Genomic DNA, 17,342 nt, shown 5'->3' on the forward strand with positions numbered 1-17,342 from the left:
CCTTTGACTGCTTATTGGAACAGCCGGATCACGTAGCAAGGTGATCCGGCTGAAATCGTCAGCGCAGGCTGGACGGTGTGATGTCGAAGCCAAACCATTTCATGGAGAGGGTTTTCAACGTTCCATCAGCGGCAGATGCCCTGATGGCGGCATCGAATTTAGCTTTGAGATCAGCATCTGATTTCCGAAAACCTAAGCCGACGCCGCCACCGAAGACGCCGCCGTCAAGCACTGGGCCGATGAGCACGATATTCTGGAAACCTGGGGCCTTTGATGAGTTGTGCAGGAAGCTTCTCCCGTTGATCTCAGCGTCGACCCGTCCGGCGATCAGATCAAGGTTGATCTCTTCATTCTTCTGGTATTCCCGGATCTCTGCGACGTCCTTGAAGTAGGTTTTAGCAAATTCGGCAGAGACCGATGCCGTCTGGACGCCGATCGCCTTGCCCTTGAGCAGTTTTCGCATCTCCTCAATTTTAGCTGCGGCGCTCTCACTCGTAAGGGTCAGGGTTCCATTCCTCCCCGGCATCGCCTCGAGGGGGCTTCCCTTCATGGTCGCGAAAACATTGCCGGTGCCGCCGTAGGGAATGGAGAAGTTGATAGTCTCTTCACGTTTCTTCGTGATCGACATGCTGGCCATGATCACGTCGAACTTCCCAGCATTGAGCGCTGGAATCATGCCGCTGAAATCCTGCACTTCGATGATGCATTTCACCTGCATCTTCTCGCAAAGCGCCTTTGCATACTCGACCTCGAAACCTTCGATGGATCCATCAGGCTTCGACAGGCTGTAGGGTGGCGATTCCCCGTCGGTAGCAATGCGGATCGTGGACGGAGCCTGGGCGAGTGTCGGTCCTACCCCGAGCAACGTGATGGCAAGACCTAAAGCTAAGGAAAGATGTCGTTTCATAAGCCGTCCCCTTTGTTATGCCTGCTGTCGTTTAGACCTCGATAAACAAACGCATGATGGATCCGTTGCGGTAGGCCACGCATCCTATCGACCCTTGTTACCTTCCTCCCAGAGCGTCGGTTTTTATTCGCTCTGTCTTCATCCTGAAAAGGACGAATTCTTATCTAGTTTGGCGCCGCCGTCGGCAGATCGAGCTGTGCCGCATTCTCGATCGGGTTCTTGAACGGGTGGTTGGCCCGGAAGTCCGCGTGCTCTTGGCAGGCAGCCCGCAGAAGGTATGGCTCTGCATAGAGCGCGGCAGCGACCTCAGCCATGGCTTTTGCCGCGAAGACCATGCCCTTGTGCGCCGCTGGCGCACATCCCTGTGCAACCATCTGCCAGGAATGCGCAGGTGTGCCGACCGCGCATGTAGCAACGCGGCACTGTACCGTCGGGGCCACCCAACTGACGGTTCCCACGTCGGTCGATCCGATAGCATTGGGCGATCCTGCGCCGAGCGGATATATCTCCTCCGTCAAAGCGGCACCTGAATCCGGCGCAAGGTTGAAGTTCATGCGAGCACTGCGAATGTCGGCCGGGTTGAGTGTTGTCTGGATCGCGGCCGCATAAGCCTGATCTGCGATATCGAATCCCGGGCTGCCAAGGCGCCTGAGGGTCTCATCCATCAGTTGCTCAAGAACGGAATTGCCGATGAGGTTGGCCTCTCCTGCAACCTGAGCCCAGGACATGGTGGTTCCTGTCATCAATGCGGCGCCCCGGGCAATGTCGACGACCCTTGAAAACAACGACCACATCTCCTCGAGCGTCGCGGCGCGGACGAGATGTCGTGCGCGTGCCTGCGCCTGAACCACATTGGGAGCGATGCCGCCCGTCTCGGTAATGGCATAATGCACCCGTGCGCCGGGCGGCATATGCTCTCGCAGGTAGTTGACGCCCACGTTCATCAATTCGATGGCATCAAGAGCGCTGCGGCCAAGATGAGGCGCTGCCGCCGCATGGGCGGCCCGCCCCGAAAACGCGAATTCCGCCTCCACACAGGCCAGAGAGAGCGGAGTTGTGACGCCTGTAAAGGGTCCGGGATGCCAGCAGATGGCGATGTCGACGTCGTCGAAAACCCCTGCTTTTACCATAAAGCTTTTTGCCGATCCGCCTTCCTCGGCCGGACAGCCGATATATCGCACCCGCCCGGGCAGGTTGCTTTGGGCCAGCCATTCCTTGAGAGCCGCAGCCGCAAGAAGCGAGGCGGAACCCAGCAGGTTATGGCCACAGCCGTGCCCGTTGCCTCCTTGAATCAGTGGTTGTGGCGCAGTGATTCCGGCGACCTGGCTCAATCTGGGAAGAGCATCGTATTCCCCCAGAACGGCAATGACCGGTCCATCCCGTCCGGCTTCACCTCCGACAGCTGTTGGCATGCCGGCGATTTGCTTCAGCACGCGGAAGCCTTCGACTTCGATCATCCGAGCATGCTCGGCAGAGGAACGGAACTCCTGAAAATTGAGTTCCGGAGTGCCCCAAACGCGATCACTGAGATCGCAGTAGATCTGGCGCCTCCTGTCCACATAAGCCGAAACCGGCTCATTCCCCATGGTCAACTCCGACAGTCGTTCCCAGGCTGCCTCGGCAAGTCCTCTCCGGATATTATGCTATTACCAGTGGCCAAGGTCAGCAAAATCGAGTGGCTTTCATACTGAATTCCCCGTGTTGGGCCAAGCTAACGCAGGAATCCTGCAAAAGGATCTCAATGCTGGGTGTACCTCATTTCTCAGACGATCCCGAGATGGGAAGGACGAAGCTTGCCTTGACACGATCCATGACCACCATGGTTTTGAAACCCTTGATATCCGGGTTCTCATAAAAGAAGCGACGCGTGAACTGTTCATAATCCTGCATGTCCCGCGCCGTCACGATCAAGGCGAAATCCGCTTCGCCCGTGACGTAGAGGCCGATCATGATTTCGGCAGTGGAGCGAATAGCCTTCTTGAAGCGGTCGATGATGTCGGTGCGCTCGCGCTCGAGTGAAACCAGCACCAGCATCGAAATCGGGCGACCCACCGCTTTTGGTGAGATGATGGAGACATCCCCCTCGATGACCCCCTCACTGCGGAGGCGTCTTAGCCGCCGCTGGCACGCTGTGGGCGAAAGCCCGACGAGTTCTCCGAGCTGATCGGATGTCATCTTGTTGTTTCGTTGAACGGCGTTCAGGAGGAGAACGTCGATATCGTCCAGATCTGTCATGCAGAACTCCTGCACGTATGGGTGAGTATACGCCGGAAATAATCTTGCATGGCCTGATGTTCGCTGCCAAGCAATTACTGAATCGGTTAGGGTTAGCCGAGATCCAGCCCTTGACGTGCGAGAAGCATCTTATGCTCAACGATAATAACCAACTTAACGCCTGGGATCGTGATCACTTCTTTCACCCGTCGACCCACATGGGGACCCATGCCCGCGGCGAAAGTAATACGCGTGTGATGAGCAGCGGGGAGGGCGTTTACATTACCGACAAGACTGGCCGACAGAGCCTTGATGCTTTTGCAGGACTCTACTGCGTCAACGTCGGTTACGGTCGCCAGAAGATCGTCGATGCGATTGCAGAACAGGCAAAGAACCTTGCCTATTACCATGCGTATGTCGGTCATGGCACGAAAGCATCGATCACGCTTGCTAGAATGATCGTTGAACGATCACCAAAAGGGATGAGCCGGGTCTACTTCGGGCTGTCGGGCTCTGATGCGAACGAAACAAACCTGAAGCTCATCTGGTACTACAACAACGTCCTGGGGCGCCCTGAGAAGAAGAAGATCATCTCCCGGTGGCGGGGATATCATGGCTCGGGAGTCATGACCGGAAGCCTGACGGGGCTTGAACTCTTTCACAGAGCGTTCGATCTACCGCGGACGCCCATCCTGCATACGGAGGCACCGTATTACTTCCGCCGCGCGGATCGCTCCCAGACCGGGGAGCAGTTCTCGCAATATTGTGCGGACAAGTTGGAGGAGATGATCCTCGCCGAGGGGCCGGAGACAATTGCCGCTTTCATCGGCGAGCCGGTTCTGGGAACCGGAGGCATCGTGCCGCCGCCGGCAGACTATTGGGAGAAGATCCAGGCTGTTCTTGCCAAATACGACGTTCTTCTCGTCGCCGATGAGGTGATCACAGGCTTCGGCCGGCTTGGGACGATGTTTGGTTCGGACCGGTACGGGATGTCTCCGGATCTCATCACCATCGCCAAGGGGCTGACCTCGGCTTACGCACCTCTCTCAGGCAGTATCGTTTCCGATAAGATGTGGCAGGTTCTCGTCCAGGGTTCGGACAGGATGGGCGCGATCGGCCATGGCTGGACTTATTCCGCGCATCCTCTCTGCGTCGCAGCCGGCATCGCCAATCTTGAGCTGATCGATGAAATGAACCTCGTTGAGAATGCTTTTTCGGTGGGAACATACTTCCGCCAGCAGCTGACGGATGCCCTGTCCGAGCATCGCCACGTCGGTGAAGTTCGCGGCGAGGGGTTGATGGCGGCCGTCGAGTTCGTCGAAGACAGAAGCGATCGCCGCTTCTTCGATCCTTCCAAGGCGATCGGTCAGAAAGTGGCAGCCGCCCTTCTCGAGCGCGGGGTGATCGGCCGCGCCATGCCGCAGGGCGATATTCTCGGCTTAGCGCCACCCCTCTGTCTCACGCGTGAGGAAGCCGACGTCATCGTCAAGGCTGCGCGGGCGGCTGTGGATGCCGTCTTCCCATCAGGGAGCCGATTATAATCCGGATAGGCGTCAACGGAGGCTAGTCCTGAGCGAATCTTTGGTTGCTGCTCTCTAGACGAGAAGCCTTCCCGGTGGGAGCGGATCCAGGGGCCAAAGCGGCCGTTCGATGTTTCGGTAGGGCAGCTTTTGGATGTCGAGCGGGGAGGGGCCGCCGCCATCGGTGTAAAGCACCGCTCGTGCGATGGGGGCGTAAGCAGCATAGAAATGATTGGTCGACTTCAGGCAGATGATCCGCTTCGACTGAGGCTCAATGCCCACACTCGTGAATATCTCGAGCCCGATCGCCTGTGATCGCGTCGAAAGCAGTGATATCTCGATCCCTCCGAGCCGGATGCCAACCGCATCTCCAATCGCGACCTTGGCATCGCCAAAGCTCTGCACACCGTTTCGCACGATTCCTACTATCTCAACTTCGGCGTCTATGGGCAAACCCGATGTGGCTGCTGCCTTGCCACCGAAACGCAACGGAAGGGTCGCGCCGACTCCTGCGCCAAGGCAGAACTCGACGGCAATCGGATCCCAGATTGGTCCGAACGCGGCCTCCTGGACATTCAAAGTGATCATTCGGCGCAGGAGATTGGTGTTGTCCGACGGAGATCCTCCACCAGCGTTATCAGTGGGATCGGCAATCACGTATGGCCCCGGTTCCGGATCGTTGAGCGCCTGCTCAAGCGCAGAGTCAAAAGCCATAGAGGGAGCTGCGAACTGACCTCGCAGGTGGCGGAACGATTCTCCCAACTCCTCTGCGAGCGCCTCGCCATATGGTTTGTTCCCGTCGGTGACAACAAGGATCCGACATCCCATCTCTGCCACGTCGCCGAGCTGAAAGCCGTGTGCCAGTGAGATGGAAAGAACGCTGTTCTTGCCCTCGAGGGCTTTCATCTGATCGACAAAGTCTCGGCCCGGGCTTCGCGATGTGGGGACGCGCTCAATCATCCGGCAGTCGTAAAGCGACATCACTGGGCTAAGAGTGCCGCGGATCGAGCTCAGAAGAATGTCAATCAACTCCTCAGCCCGCTCGGCATAATCCGTGTGAGGGTACTCCTTAAAGAGAACGATCGCGTCGGCCTGTCTGACGCATTGCTCGGTCAAATGGCAGTGGGGATCAAGCTCGACGCCGATCTTGACATCTGGGCCAACGATCTCCCTGACGCGGGTGATCAGGTCGCCCTCACAATCCACATAGCCATGGGCCATCATCGCGCCATGTAATCCAAGCAGAACCCCATCAACAGGCAATGCTGCCCGCAACTGATCGAGAATTTCATCTCTGACGCTCTCGTAGTCCGCTTGCCTGCACAGGCCTGCCGGATCTGCCCAGAAGCAGGACCCTTCGATCAAGGTGTAGCCGTCACGTCTGGCGCGCTGGCGGGCCACCCAGAGAGGCGCGGTGCTATGGGTAATTCGGTCTGGATGAGTTCCTGTCGGAAAGTATGCTCCGGCCTCGAAGCTTCTTCGGGTCGTGGGGATCGGTGAAAACGTGTTTGTCTCTGTCGCGAGCGAGGCAACGAACAGTCGCATCAGATCATTCACCCCTCAATCGATCAATGATCGGCATTCTAAGGTGCCAGCACGTGCCGGTTCATGGTGTTGCTCTCGGGAGCCGCACTGAACAAGAAAAAAGCTCGGGAAGTATGACAAAAACATTCTCTCTTTCAAGGGCTTGTTCTCTAGCGCTTTGCCGCTCCTAACCTGGAATGCCCTTTTGACTTACCGTATCTGGCCCCTTGAAATGTTGAGAGCGCAAGTTGTTCACGACATCCACCGAAGCAGTTCAGCTCGAAGGGCGGATATAGCATGATTGGTCTCGCGCTTGCTCAAGACCCCTGTTTCAGAGAATGATATGGCGGAATCGACCTAACTCTTGTCGTTGTAAGTGGGCAGGCCGCTCATTAGTGTGCTGTCGCCAGATGCACCTCGTCTGACGAGGCCGCGCTGGGGAGCGGCTGCGCCAAATCGGGTTGAGGCGATGATCGGTCCTTGTTCTGGGTCGCCTCGAAGGCATGCATGAACGAACGTGGTCGGTTGCGCAGGTCCATCAGCGCGCGCAATTCGGTGGCTGGCAGATCCATCGGCTTCGCATCGCGCCACCGTCTGCGGAACTTAGGCTTCCTCGAGAAGAGTCCCCATGCGCTTTCGACTTCCTCTTCCACTTGTAAAATGATCCTTCCGGAAAAAGATTTCCGGAGATTGAAACGCCCCGTCAGAGCCATTGTCGTATCCCTTGATCTGGATTTTTGACCCAAAGACCTTATAGCAACATAGTATCGCTAAAACCTTAAGACACAAGGTAAACGCTGCAGGTCTGAGCAACCCAAACCGAGATCCTCTACTGTCTCAAGACCGAGGATCCGGATAGCGGGGGAGGCGGGCGATTGGGTTCTAGCCAGTACCATACCCCTGCAACGCTGCCGCCGCGCTCCAAGGCCGTCTGACAGGCTGTGATACTCACGAACTCACCGCCCATTGTGAGAGCCTGCCTGTGGGAGCCAGCAAAGCAGCTTGGGATGAGCAGATTTATAGTGGAAGCAGGGCTGTACTGGGTACAATTCTAAAATGGGTTTCAAAGCTGCAAAGGGCCTTAAGGGCTCAAAGGTAGCATCGCCCGAAATTCCCAAGAGCCCTACACGCCGAGAACACAATGCAGGTGAGTAATCGATCTCCGTTGGTGTGGGAGACCCGAAGCAGCACATTGCCCGCTACGGTTATGCATCCTTGAGGACGGACGTGTGCAATCGATGGAAGATGATCAAGGATCGCCCATGGTAAAGCAAAAGATTTGGCAGCCCCCTACTACGGTACAGTGCAACGGGCATGTCTCATCTGTGCCTAGAGTTACGAAGTGGTGTGCCATAATCGCTATTTTGGTCGCTGGAGGTGTTACGCCGTACTTAATGCCCAAATTTGCAGCCCCTATGCGGGCAACGGACGATCACTCGCCCAACATGACTGACCCTCAACCGAGCCCCGGTAGCAATCATGCAGACGGACTTGCCTCGCTTACATGGTATCCGCCGCCAGCTGGCAGGTGGCAGAACTTTCCTCTGCTCACGCCAGAAAACTCTACCGGAGCTGTTGCGAGTAATGAGGCCAATGCTCTTGCATTCCAGGTCGCCTTCGAGCGGGAGAAGGATCGGGCCGATGCTGCGCAATTACTGATAACGGACCTCAAGGAGCAACTCACCAGTTTAAAGGAAGAGCACGGAGAAAAACAGGAAGAGGTCATCGTGCTTCGAGAGGAGCTTGCTGAAGCAAAGACGGGCACACTGCAAATCATCGGACAGCAGCGAGCCACTATCAAGGAGGATAAGCGGGCAAACAGCGCCTTACCCAGCGAGACTGCATCTTACGAGGAACTGAATAGTCTGAGAGCAAGCGCGAGTGCGGCCTGGAAAGTAGCAGACAGCGAGAGGAAGAAGGCAGCGGCCGCTTTTGAACAATTGGAAGTCGTGCAAGGCCAGCTCACTGTTCTCGCTGCGCTTGAGTGGAGTAGGAAAGAGGTCAAGAGTCAACTGAGGTCGAGGGAGGATCAGGTTATTGCAGCTCCGCTTCTTGAAAGTCGCGAAGAGCTGCCACCAGTAACTCGAACGTTCCAACTCCCACAGACCCTGGAGGTTGACCGAGCTCCATCAAAGAGGCCGGAAATCGATCTCAAACGGGAATCTCAGCGGGGGAAGGGCCAAGTCGCGACACACGGAAATACTCGTCCAGTCTCAGCGCAGCGTGAAGCAAAGGCTCTGACTCGAGACGACGGCAAGGCAACGATTGCTGCAAGTCGCAGCCGTAGGGTTCAATCCGAGGCTGAGTCATCGAGACTGACAAGACTGACGCTTGAGACCCGCGGACAAAATGTCAGGATAGTTGAGAGAGCTCCCCCCAGAATAAGCCCAAGACCTCGCATACTCACACAAAGCGTTGATAATTCGCGCAATCCTGCCGCTCTCAGTCTCCCAAGTGCCTTGCGGCCTGACAGCAGGCTTTGGTGAACCCCAATTGGCTCACAGTCTCAGCGGTCGCGACAACGATCTTAGTATCAGGAGGAGCCATGCTTCGCGCATCAATCGTTACCATCACTGCCATAATGCTGATGGCCGCTCAGCCTGTCTTCGCCAAAGGTGGAGGTGAGGGAGGCAATGGCGGCGGCGGGAAAGACGGAGGCAGCGGAAAGGATGGAGGCAGCGGGAAAGATGGAGGCGGCGGTCAAGGAAACGGAGGTGGAAAGGGTGGAGGGGGAGGCCAAGATCAAGGAAACAGTGGAGGCAACGGTAACGGTGCTGGAAACAGCGGAGGGCGTGGTGGCCAAGGAAATGGGAACAACAGCAATGGTGGTGGGACCGCCGAGGGTCGCGGGAATCAGGGTAACGGGCGCAGCGGAGGAAATGCCGCGGGTGCCGGCAACCCAGGAAATGGCAATGGCGGCGGGAGCAGCAGCGGAAACAACGCAGCCACTGGCGGCCAGAACGTCGGAGCTAGCGGTGGTTTAGGAAGCTCCGGTGCTACCGGTGCGGTCAGCAATAACAGTGCCAGCACATCTGTGGGAGCGTCCAACCCCGTATCCACAGCCGCGACAAGCAATGTGACAGGTGCGGCAAATCAGCAGACGACGACTCCAAGTCCAACGGTTCCAACAGGCGGGACTTTAGCACCTGCCTCGCTCACAGCTGGTGGGGGCAGTGCCGAATTGAGCCTGCCATCCTCACTTGTCCCCCGCCTCGAACCATCAGGAAGCGAAAAGATAAACTCTGTCGTGCGGTTGATCCCACGAGCTGACATCCCAAGCCAAATTCTCCAAGCATGCCGTAACTCCATCGTAGCGGCTGCGCGTCCGTACCGGGCGATCCGGGTGGATGCCGTGAGTGCAGGGCAAGGGAGCCGTATACCGAGCGGCGGATTTACAGCTCCCATTGAGGTAAGGGTCGTATATGCCCGTGCAAATGCACTTCAAATCCGTCAGTCTCGCGTTGCGTGCCGGCTGAATGCTGCAGGGGCGGTCGTGGCCCTTCGCTGATCAGAATTCCTTTGGCAGGACTACTGAGAACTCCTGGTCGTATTCGTCCACGAAATAGATATCCGTGCTGAAGCCTTGGTCGTCGATGAAGTGCAGGACACGTGACGGCTGATCGAGAGCATAAGGAACGAGCAGGGTCACGAGGTTGTGCTGACGCGCGGCGGGCACTTCTGTGGCTAGATGCCATTGCAATGGCAGCCCCTCAATTTCCACCGGGTCAACGTCCGTGAAGCCCTGCTGCTGCCGGAGAACGGGCTTGCCCGCGCTGCTGAAGACGAAGTGGCCGTAAAGGCCTGCCCGGTTGCCGGTCACTCGGAAGGTCTGTCCGCCAATCTCCATCTCGTTTTCAGTGTGAAACAGGAACGTGATCGGCTCCGGTGCGTCGAGCGATACCCGATCGACGACGACGAAGTAGCGTTCGTGCACGAAATGCACGTCTCTTTGCACCAGCTTCACGCCGGGATTGAAAGACTGGTAGGCGGCGGTGGCGTCCCCCCTTATGAAGATGTTCCTATAGTCCTGCTCCGCGGCGAGAAGCCTGCCCGAGGCAGCCTTGCCCAGAGCTTTGTCGCGCTCTGCATACTGACCCTTGCCGCCGATCAGGATCGCGTTCTTCGAGCGCGTCTGTCGGCGCCACTGACGGTGCATGGTCGAGTTGAATGCGACGTAGTAGCCGCCTTGGATGGCAAGATCTTCCCCGAAGGCCCGCAGCAAAAATGCATTTTGGTCACCATGGCTATGGCTCAGGGAACCGTATGGACTGCTCTTGAAGACGAACTGGAGATGGCGCATCGGATCGCTCATGTCCTTCTGCACAGCCACCCAGCCGATGTCGTGGAACACTCGCAGGACGGGAAGATTTGTCGGCAGCTCCGCTTCTACTGCCGGAAAATCGTGGGCATATTGCAGATCCTCGAAGGCGAAATCCCACCAGCCATAATTATAGAAGAGATCCTCGGTGCCAGGGTCGTCGCGCCTCACCTGTTCGAAATACCATTGATAAAATCCATTGCCCGTCGCTCCCGCGAACTGGCGCATGTTATAGCCGGTCTTTAGGCTCGGCGGATCACCCATCGTGGAATCGTCGCCGAAGCAGGTGCGTCGCACCCCAGGAGCCTTCGTATAGAGGGGAAAGTCGCCCGTAGTCTGGAAGAAAGCCCGCTGGAGAACGTCAACGCCGTGATAGTTTCGGATGAGACTGGCTGCTTCCAGCAGATAGGCCATCCCCGTGGTCCAATAATGCGGACCTTCGGCCCATCCGCCGTCTTCCCCACCCCAGGGCGAGTAGATGCTGAACAAGTATTCGATCGTGTAATCGAGCCAGGTGCGGATCTCCTCTTCCTCGCCGAGCAGAGCGATGCAGCAGGGCGTCAGCACGGCTGACAGGGCTCGTACGGCATGGCTGTCATAAGGAAAGATATGAATGCGGGCATGGCCGATGACATGCTCGGCGATTTCACGGGTTCTCGCGAGGAGGGCTGTTCGAACGATTTCCTGCTCATGAGGGTCGAGACGATCATAAAGCCAGTCATAGCCCCATGCCAGGGCGCTCGCCACGCGAAAAGCGGCCTCGTCGTTATAGGAGCGGGAGGTTGGGCCGAGCACATCCCATTCGGCGACCGCCAGCAGCCACTCTTTGGCGCGTTCGAGCAGTCCCTCGTCCTCAAGCAGACGGCCAGCGATGGCGAGGTGCCTGATGGCGTAGATCACTTCCTGGCAGTCGATGTACATCTGTCGCCACAGGGAAGCGACACGCTTGTTGTCGGGATAGGGTGCCGGCTCAGCGATGATCGGGCGGTCTATCCACGGCTTGACAGAGCGCTCGTAAAAATTCTGAAAGCTGCAATGATCCGGGTTTTGCTTCAGAGCCGCAGCGAAGGCTGAGATCTTGTCGGAGTCGAGCCAGAGGCGCGGATGGGATTGGGTGGCGGCTTTCGCCCGGTCCTGGCTGGATGAAAGAGGAACTGGCTTCAGGTCCGCCGGTACGGTGAAGCTGCGGCTCTCGCTCCAGGCGCTTGCAGGAGCACCCTGAACGGGATCCCAAACTGCATAGGCCCAGGTGTATTCGCCGGGAGCATAGCCATGATCCGGCGTGAAGAAGTTTCTGTGCAGGTCCTCGTAGATGAACAAGGGCTCGCCGTCCGAGCTGCCGCTTTCCGTCACCTTGAGTACATATCGGGATCCTTCATCCAGAGTCGGAAGCCACACGAAGCGCGGAGGGTTCTCATAGACCTCCTCGGCGTCCGGGCTGTATCTCACTGTCAGCGTTCCAGCTCTGGGCTGATCGAGAAGGTACCGTTTGGTGCTGACATTGGCATAGACGTTGGTCGACATGATGACGGATCCGAAAGAGTGAGGCCGCCGGCTTTGAGGCCGGCGGCAGACATTCACCGATATTGGCGATCATAGGCTTTTTGCATGACGGCAAGGACTTGGTCCAAGCCGAGCTTCTTCAGCTGGGCGTTGTAGGATTCCCAGTCCTTGTCGACGTCGCGTGATCCGAGAACCCAGGCCTGCATCTGCTCGATCATGTAGGTCTGGATGTTGGGCATGTGACGGTCGAAGACCTGACGCTCATCGACCGTCATGCTGACGCCCAGGAACTCATCGATGAGGTAGTTGCCCTTCTCATAAAGCTCGATGCCCTTGAGCGCGTCCTCGTTGGTCCACTGGCGCTCATATTCATAATCTTGCCAGAAGCCGATTGGGATCTGCGCGCCGATATCCCACATCTGAGCATTGACCGGGGCTTTGGCATTCAGGATCTCCGGCTTGTAACGCGGCTTGCCGTCGACCATGTCGTAATGCTGCCCCTCGACGCCGAAATTCGAGAGCAGTCGGCCCTGGGGCGTGAAGTAGAAGTCGAAGAGCTTGATCGTCTCTACGGGATTTTTGTTGGTCGTGGTGATGGCCCACCCATCTGGACGCAGGCGCGCGCGCCGGTTCTCGTTGATGCGCTTGCCTGAAGGGCTCGCCGGCGGCTCGATCGCCAGGAACTTCAGGTCAGGCACCTTATCCTTGAGGCTCGTGTTATACCCGGCGGTCGAAGCGAACCAATCATAGGTCATGCCACCCTGATTGGCTCCGAGAAGAGCCTCGCGGGCACGGGCGCGGCGGGTATAAACCTCCTTGTCGATAAGACCTTCCGCGTACCATTTAGCGATGTTGCGCATGCCTATGCGGTAGTTGTCGCCGGTATAGGGATGCTTGACCTTGCCGTTGTCGATGTAAAAGTCGTGCGCCGCATCCGAGCCGCTGGAGCGGCCATCCCAAAGCACCACGAGACGCTGGAGTTCGGAGTCGGGCTCGCGGAAGAAGAGCGGCACCTCATCCTTCTGGCCATTGCCGTTCGGATCGCGCTCACGGAAGGCCTTCAGCACCGTGTAGAGTTCATCCACGTTCTGTGGCGGCTGCAGGCCGAGCTTCTCCAGCCAGTCGTAGCGGATGAACCAGCCGCGAGCGAACTTGCCGTCGGGCACGTAGGGAACCCAGTAGATATTCCCGTCAGGAGCCGTGATGGCCTTGCGCACTTCCTGGTTCTCGGCAAGGAATCGCTTCAGGTTCGGCGCATGCTGGTCGATGAGCTTATTGAGGGGTTGGAAGGCTCCTTCCATCCCATAGCGCACGAAATCGTGACGAAGTTCATTCCCGGCGACGATGTCCGGCAGGTTGCCGGAGGCGATCAGGAGGTTGAACGCCTCCCGGCTGAGGGTGGTGGCCTTCGAGGCCACGTTCTTCAGTTTGATCCCCGTAAGTCGGGTCAATTCCTTGGCCACGGGCCAGTCATCGTTCCACACATACTTGTCACGGAAATGCATGTGGATCGTCAGTTCAAGCGGTTTGTCGACGATCTTGGTGCTCTTGGCGTCCTGAGCCACAGCGGGCGTCGCGGCCAGTACGGCCGACAGCAGCGCGGCTGTCATGATCCTTTTCATGGTAGTCCTCCGAAAGCGTTTCCTCTGGGGCTCGCCGACTCGGCGCGACGCTCCCTCGTTATTCTTTGATGCCGCCGAGTGTGATGCCTTTGTTGAAATATTTCTGGACATACGGAAAAATGACTACGATGGGCAGGATCGACACGACCATGATCGCTGCCGTGATGGTTTCGAACGAATATTCCGTGGACATCAGTGCGCTGGCGAAGCTGTCGTCGCTGCGCATGTCCACGATGGTCCGTTTCAGATAAACCTGAAGCGGGACCTTCTCCTCGCTGCGCAGGAGCACCATGGCCCAGAAATAGCCGTTCCAGCGGGAGACGAGACACAGGAGCCCAACCGTCATGATCGCGGGCTTGGCAAGTGGGATGAAGATCTTCCACAGAAGCTGGAAGTCGCTCGCACCGTCGATCCGCGCGGCCTCCTCGAAGGAGGTTGGCACGGCCTCGAAATAGTTGCGCAGCAGGATCACGTTGAAGGCGTTGCAGGCGAACGCCAAGACGATTCCCATCCGAGCGTCGAGCAGACCGAGGTCGCGAATGTTGAGGAAGAATGGAATAAGTCCGGCATGGAACCACATGGTGAAGGCCACCATGAAGCCAATGAGGCGCCGACCCCTGAGCCTCGCCCGCGACAGCGCGAATGCGCCCGGCACCATGATGAGAAGACTCGTGAGAGTGCCGAAGAAGGCGTAGAACAGCGTGTTGCCGTAGGCGATCCAGAATTTCTGGTCCGCCAGCACGTACTCGTAGGCGGCGAAAGTGATGTCCACGGGCCAGAGCGTGACCTGGCCAGACGTGACTGCAAAGCCTGAGCTCAGCGATGCCGACAGGATGTAGACGAACGGGTAGAGAGTGCTCAGTACGAAGAGCAGCAGGAGCGCTGTATTGACGACACCAAAGATTTTGTCTCCGCGAGTATAGAGATTGAAAGGTTCGGACGAGCTGTCGGACGTGAGTGCGCGAGTCGCCATGTTCGAACCTCACCACACCGAGTTCTGGCTGTAGCGCCTGCTCAGCCAATTGGCGCTGACCACCAGGATGAGGGCGACGACGGCGTTGAAGAGATCCGCCGCGGTGCCGAGCGCATACTGATTATTCTGAATACCGGCTCGGTAGATGAAGGTCGAGATCACGTCCGCGGTCTCGAAGGTGGCAGGCTGATAAAGGAGGATGATGTACTCGAAATTCACCTCAATGAGCTGGCCGACGCGGATGATCAGCATGATCATGATCACAGGGACGAGAGATGGCAGCGTGATGTATCGCATCATCTGCAAGCGCGATGCGCCGTCCATGCGGGCGGATTCATACAATGCAGGATTGATGCCGGCGATCGCTGCGAGGTAGACGATCGAGTCGAATCCTGCCTCTTTCCAAATGTTCGAACCTATGAAGATTGGGCGAAAGTATTCGGGGATCGTGAGGAAATAGATTTTCTCGAAGCCGAGCCAGTCGAGCATGATGTTCACGATCCCGGTCGTTGGCGAAAGAAAGTTCACCACGAGCCCGGCGATGATCACCAGCGAGATGAAATGCGGCAGATAGGTGATGGTTTGGGCGATGCGTCGAAAGCCTTGGTGGTGGATCTCGTTGAACATCAATGCCAGGATGATCGGCACCGGGAAGGCGAAAACAAGCGAGTAAAAGCTGATGAGCAGGGTGTTCTTGACCGCTCGCAGGAAGTACTCGTTGCTGAACAATGCCACGAAGTTGTCGAAGCCCACCCAGGGACTGCCTTCAATGCCACGAAAGAGGCTGTATTGCTTGAAGGCGATCTGAAGTCCGTACATGGGTGCGTAGAGGAAAACGGCGAACCAGATGATCATCGGCGCGAGAAGCACGTAGAGCTGCCAGTCCCGGCGCACATCCGCGAGGAGGGTGCGAACCACGCTTCCGATGCTGAAGGTCCGGGCAGGCGGAAAGGCTGGCGGCGTGGCAAGTTCCGGCGTCGCGATGACCCCGTCCATGACTCTAACGGCTCCGCCCCCGCTCTCCCGATCGAGTGCCGCCTCTGCCATTCTACGTGTCCTCCCGTTGTCTCCGTCTGTATTCTTGCTTTATGCGGAGAGACGATATCGTGGTCGTTCTCGGTTGATAGCCTCGAAGAGCGCCCAGAACTCCAGGTTCTCGCCGAGTTCCCAGACTTTGTTCTCGATGCTGCCGAGATGGTCTTGCATGGCCTCTTCCGCCTTCGCTGTATTCTTGTCGGCAATGGCTGCGGTGATCGTCCGATGCTGAGCCAAGACCCGGTCCGTGGCGCGGATGTTCAGGCGTTGCTTAAGGCTGCGGATCCGGTCGATCTCGACTTTCGCGGTCTCGATCACTTGGATGACTCCTGGCAATTTCGCGGCTTCGATGATCAACGCGTGAAACTCTTCGTCAAGGTGCCGGAATGCCGTGTAGTCTTCTGCCGCTACAGCCGCCTCTTGGCGAGCGAGGCAGGCTTTCAGATTGCAGACATCCTCAAGGGTCCGTTCACTGGCGGCTCGACGGGCTGCGCCGCTTTCAAGCTGCAGGCGAACGAAGCAGCCCTCCAGGAAGCGATCGAGGTTGATAGGGGCCACATAGGTCCGGCTTTTCGGAACGACAGTGACGAGACCTTCCTCCGCCAACCGGATGATCGCTTCACGCACCGGGGTCTTGCTGACCTTAAGGCATGCGGCCACGTCCTTTTCCGACAAGGTTTGCCATGGAAGCAGAATCGTTTCGAGGATGAGTTCCCTCAGTGCCCCATGAACCTGCACGACGAGCGGCCCTTCACCTGTTAGGAGGCTGGGACCAAGAAAATCAGTGAGGGGGCGTTCAGGGCTTAGCATCATGACAGAAATATTAGCTCCTGAAGCTAAGATATCAGTTGACGATGCCCTGACAAGCGGCGTTTGATGAAAAAATACGCCCAAGCCTATACGGAGGTTGGCATGACACCTGAGTCCCGATTCACTGGAAAAACCGTCTTAATCACTGGTGGGGCGTCGGGAATCGGCGGTGCCACCACTCGGGCATTCGCCTCGAGCGGGGCGAGGGTCGCGTTCACCTATGTGACGAGTGCCGACGAGACCGCTGCCCTGGAAAAGGACTTCAACGGTTCCAGTCGTCAAGTTATGGGCATCAAAGCCGACATGACCGATTCAGCCAGCGTTGCCGATGCTTTTGCGGGGGTTGAGGAGGCATTCGGGCCTATCGATATTCTCTTTGCCAATGCTGGCGGCCTGCTCAAGCGCAGCCGCTGTGTCGAGACATCCCTGGATCTCTGGCAGGAGGCGATTGCCATCAATCTTACAAGTACGTTCCTGGCCTGCCAGTCGGCCCTGCGCAGCATGGAGCCACGCAAGTCCGGAACCATTGTGCTGATGTCCTCCCTTGCGGCTTTCGACGGCGGAGGACCTGGCGCTTCCCATTACGCGGCGACGAAGGGGGCCGTCGCGACTTATGTCCGAGCGCTGGCGAAAGAGGTCGGTCCCCTGGGAATCCGTGTCAATGGTGTGGCGCCGGGCCTAATCGGTACGCGCTTCCATGACGTGTTCAGCACGCCTGAGGGACGGAAAGCGACAGTCGAGCGAACTCCTCTCCGTCGTGAGGGTGTTCCTGAAGACGTTGCCGAAGCGGTACTCTACCTTGCCTCGGACAGTGCCTCCTATTTGTCCGGTGAAATCATCCAGATCAACGGTGGCCTCGGCATGGTCTGAACCGGATACGGCGAGCCTTTCTGCGTTCCGACCACCTCTCGGTGAC

At 57.7% G+C, this 17,342-nt stretch carries 14 protein-coding genes; 4 read left to right on the plus strand and 10 right to left on the minus strand.

Annotated features, from left to right (window positions below; all coding sequences use genetic code 11):
• Positions 1 to 58 precede the first annotated feature (58 nt).
• The 3 genes from ILT44_RS15200 to ILT44_RS15210 form a co-directional block, all read right to left on the minus strand.
• On the minus strand, positions 59 to 907 hold the full coding sequence (locus ILT44_RS15200) for a transporter substrate-binding domain-containing protein (RefSeq protein ID WP_204240448.1): 849 nt from the start codon (positions 905 to 907) through the stop codon (positions 59 to 61).
• A gap of 164 nt (positions 908 to 1,071) precedes the next feature.
• On the minus strand, positions 1,072 to 2,493 hold the full coding sequence (locus ILT44_RS15205; protein WP_204240449.1) for an amidohydrolase: 1,422 nt from the start codon (positions 2,491 to 2,493) through the stop codon (positions 1,072 to 1,074).
• A gap of 169 nt (positions 2,494 to 2,662) precedes the next feature.
• Positions 2,663 to 3,142 (minus strand): Lrp/AsnC family transcriptional regulator, encoded by a 480-nt coding sequence (locus tag ILT44_RS15210; protein WP_204240450.1) that lies wholly within the window; start codon positions 3,140 to 3,142, stop codon positions 2,663 to 2,665.
• A 131-nt stretch (positions 3,143 to 3,273) separates the two neighbouring features.
• Here ILT44_RS15210 and ILT44_RS15215 point away from each other — a divergent pair, with 131 nt between their 5' ends.
• Positions 3,274 to 4,662, plus strand: a complete 1,389-nt coding sequence (locus tag ILT44_RS15215) for an aspartate aminotransferase family protein (RefSeq protein ID WP_239468277.1) — start codon at positions 3,274 to 3,276, stop codon at positions 4,660 to 4,662.
• A gap of 54 nt (positions 4,663 to 4,716) precedes the next feature.
• On the opposite strand, the gene ILT44_RS15220 is transcribed toward ILT44_RS15215, so the two are convergent.
• Both ILT44_RS15220 and ILT44_RS15225 read right to left on the minus strand, forming a co-directional pair.
• Positions 4,717 to 6,186: a M81 family metallopeptidase gene (locus ILT44_RS15220; protein ID WP_204240452.1), complete on the minus strand. Its 1,470-nt coding sequence runs from the start codon at positions 6,184 to 6,186 to the stop codon at positions 4,717 to 4,719.
• 371 nt (positions 6,187 to 6,557) lie between these two features.
• Positions 6,558 to 6,878, minus strand: coding sequence for a hypothetical protein (locus tag ILT44_RS15225; protein WP_204240453.1), 321 nt, complete (start codon positions 6,876 to 6,878; stop codon positions 6,558 to 6,560).
• Between the two features lie 732 nt (positions 6,879 to 7,610).
• Between ILT44_RS15225 and ILT44_RS15230 the strand changes: the two genes are divergently transcribed.
• Together ILT44_RS15230 and ILT44_RS15235 are read left to right on the plus strand one after the other, a co-directional pair.
• Positions 7,611 to 8,651 carry a hypothetical protein gene (locus ILT44_RS15230; RefSeq protein ID WP_204240454.1) on the plus strand — a complete coding sequence of 347 codons (1,041 nt, stop codon included), beginning with the start codon at positions 7,611 to 7,613 and terminating at the stop codon, positions 8,649 to 8,651.
• Positions 8,652 to 8,798: 147 nt separating this feature from the next.
• Entirely contained in the window at positions 8,799 to 9,149 is a 351-nt protein-coding gene (locus ILT44_RS15235; RefSeq protein WP_204240455.1) for a hypothetical protein, read from the plus strand.
• A gap of 524 nt (positions 9,150 to 9,673) precedes the next feature.
• Here the strand turns inward: ILT44_RS15235 and ILT44_RS15240 are convergent.
• From ILT44_RS15240 to ILT44_RS15260, 5 genes are read right to left on the minus strand one after another with little or no spacing between them, the layout of a single operon-like run.
• Entirely contained in the window at positions 9,674 to 12,007 is a 2,334-nt protein-coding gene (locus ILT44_RS15240) for a DUF4962 domain-containing protein (RefSeq protein ID WP_204240456.1), read from the minus strand.
• 53 nt (positions 12,008 to 12,060) lie between these two features.
• On the minus strand, positions 12,061 to 13,608 hold the full coding sequence (locus tag ILT44_RS15245) for an extracellular solute-binding protein (RefSeq protein ID WP_204240457.1): 1,548 nt from the start codon (positions 13,606 to 13,608) through the stop codon (positions 12,061 to 12,063).
• A 58-nt stretch (positions 13,609 to 13,666) separates the two neighbouring features.
• Positions 13,667 to 14,581 carry a carbohydrate ABC transporter permease gene (locus ILT44_RS15250; protein WP_204240458.1) on the minus strand — a complete coding sequence of 305 codons (915 nt, stop codon included), beginning with the start codon at positions 14,579 to 14,581 and terminating at the stop codon, positions 13,667 to 13,669.
• Between the two features lie 9 nt (positions 14,582 to 14,590).
• Entirely contained in the window at positions 14,591 to 15,628 is a 1,038-nt protein-coding gene (locus tag ILT44_RS15255; protein WP_204240459.1) for an ABC transporter permease, read from the minus strand.
• Positions 15,629 to 15,667: 39 nt separating this feature from the next.
• Complete coding sequence (locus tag ILT44_RS15260; RefSeq protein WP_204240460.1) at positions 15,668 to 16,510, minus strand: GntR family transcriptional regulator; 843 nt, start codon at positions 16,508 to 16,510, stop codon at positions 15,668 to 15,670.
• Here ILT44_RS15260 and ILT44_RS15265 point away from each other — a divergent pair.
• A complete protein-coding gene (locus ILT44_RS15265) occupies positions 16,493 to 17,296 on the plus strand; it encodes an SDR family NAD(P)-dependent oxidoreductase (RefSeq protein ID WP_204240461.1) in 804 nt (267 codons plus the stop codon). The two genes, ILT44_RS15260 and ILT44_RS15265, sit on opposite strands and share 18 nt — an antisense overlap.
• Positions 17,297 to 17,342: the final 46 nt, after the last annotated feature.

The sequence above is a fragment of the Microvirga arvi genome (assembly GCF_016892765.1).
GTDB classification, from domain to species: Bacteria; Pseudomonadota; Alphaproteobacteria; order Rhizobiales; family Beijerinckiaceae; genus Microvirga; species Microvirga arvi.

Coding starts and splice junctions, on each gene's coding strand:
- ILT44_RS15200 (WP_204240448.1), bottom strand. CDS start 907: ATGAAACGACATCTTTCCTTAGCTTTAGGTCTTGCCATCACGTTGCTC.
- ILT44_RS15205 (WP_204240449.1), bottom strand. CDS start 2,493: ATGGGGAATGAGCCGGTTTCGGCTTATGTGGACAGGAGGCGCCAGATC.
- ILT44_RS15210 (WP_204240450.1), bottom strand. CDS start 3,142: ATGACAGATCTGGACGATATCGACGTTCTCCTCCTGAACGCCGTTCAA.
- ILT44_RS15215 (WP_239468277.1), top strand. CDS start 3,274: ATGCTCAACGATAATAACCAACTTAACGCCTGGGATCGTGATCACTTC.
- ILT44_RS15220 (WP_204240452.1), bottom strand. CDS start 6,186: ATGCGACTGTTCGTTGCCTCGCTCGCGACAGAGACAAACACGTTTTCA.
- ILT44_RS15225 (WP_204240453.1), bottom strand. CDS start 6,878: ATGGCTCTGACGGGGCGTTTCAATCTCCGGAAATCTTTTTCCGGAAGG.
- ILT44_RS15230 (WP_204240454.1), top strand. CDS start 7,611: ATGACTGACCCTCAACCGAGCCCCGGTAGCAATCATGCAGACGGACTT.
- ILT44_RS15235 (WP_204240455.1), top strand. CDS start 8,799: ATGGCGGCGGCGGGAAAGACGGAGGCAGCGGAAAGGATGGAGGCAGCG.
- ILT44_RS15240 (WP_204240456.1), bottom strand. CDS start 12,007: ATGTCGACCAACGTCTATGCCAATGTCAGCACCAAACGGTACCTTCTC.
- ILT44_RS15245 (WP_204240457.1), bottom strand. CDS start 13,608: ATGAAAAGGATCATGACAGCCGCGCTGCTGTCGGCCGTACTGGCCGCG.
- ILT44_RS15250 (WP_204240458.1), bottom strand. CDS start 14,581: ATGGCGACTCGCGCACTCACGTCCGACAGCTCGTCCGAACCTTTCAAT.
- ILT44_RS15255 (WP_204240459.1), bottom strand. CDS start 15,628: ATGGCAGAGGCGGCACTCGATCGGGAGAGCGGGGGCGGAGCCGTTAGA.
- ILT44_RS15265 (WP_204240461.1), top strand. CDS start 16,493: ATGAAAAAATACGCCCAAGCCTATACGGAGGTTGGCATGACACCTGAG.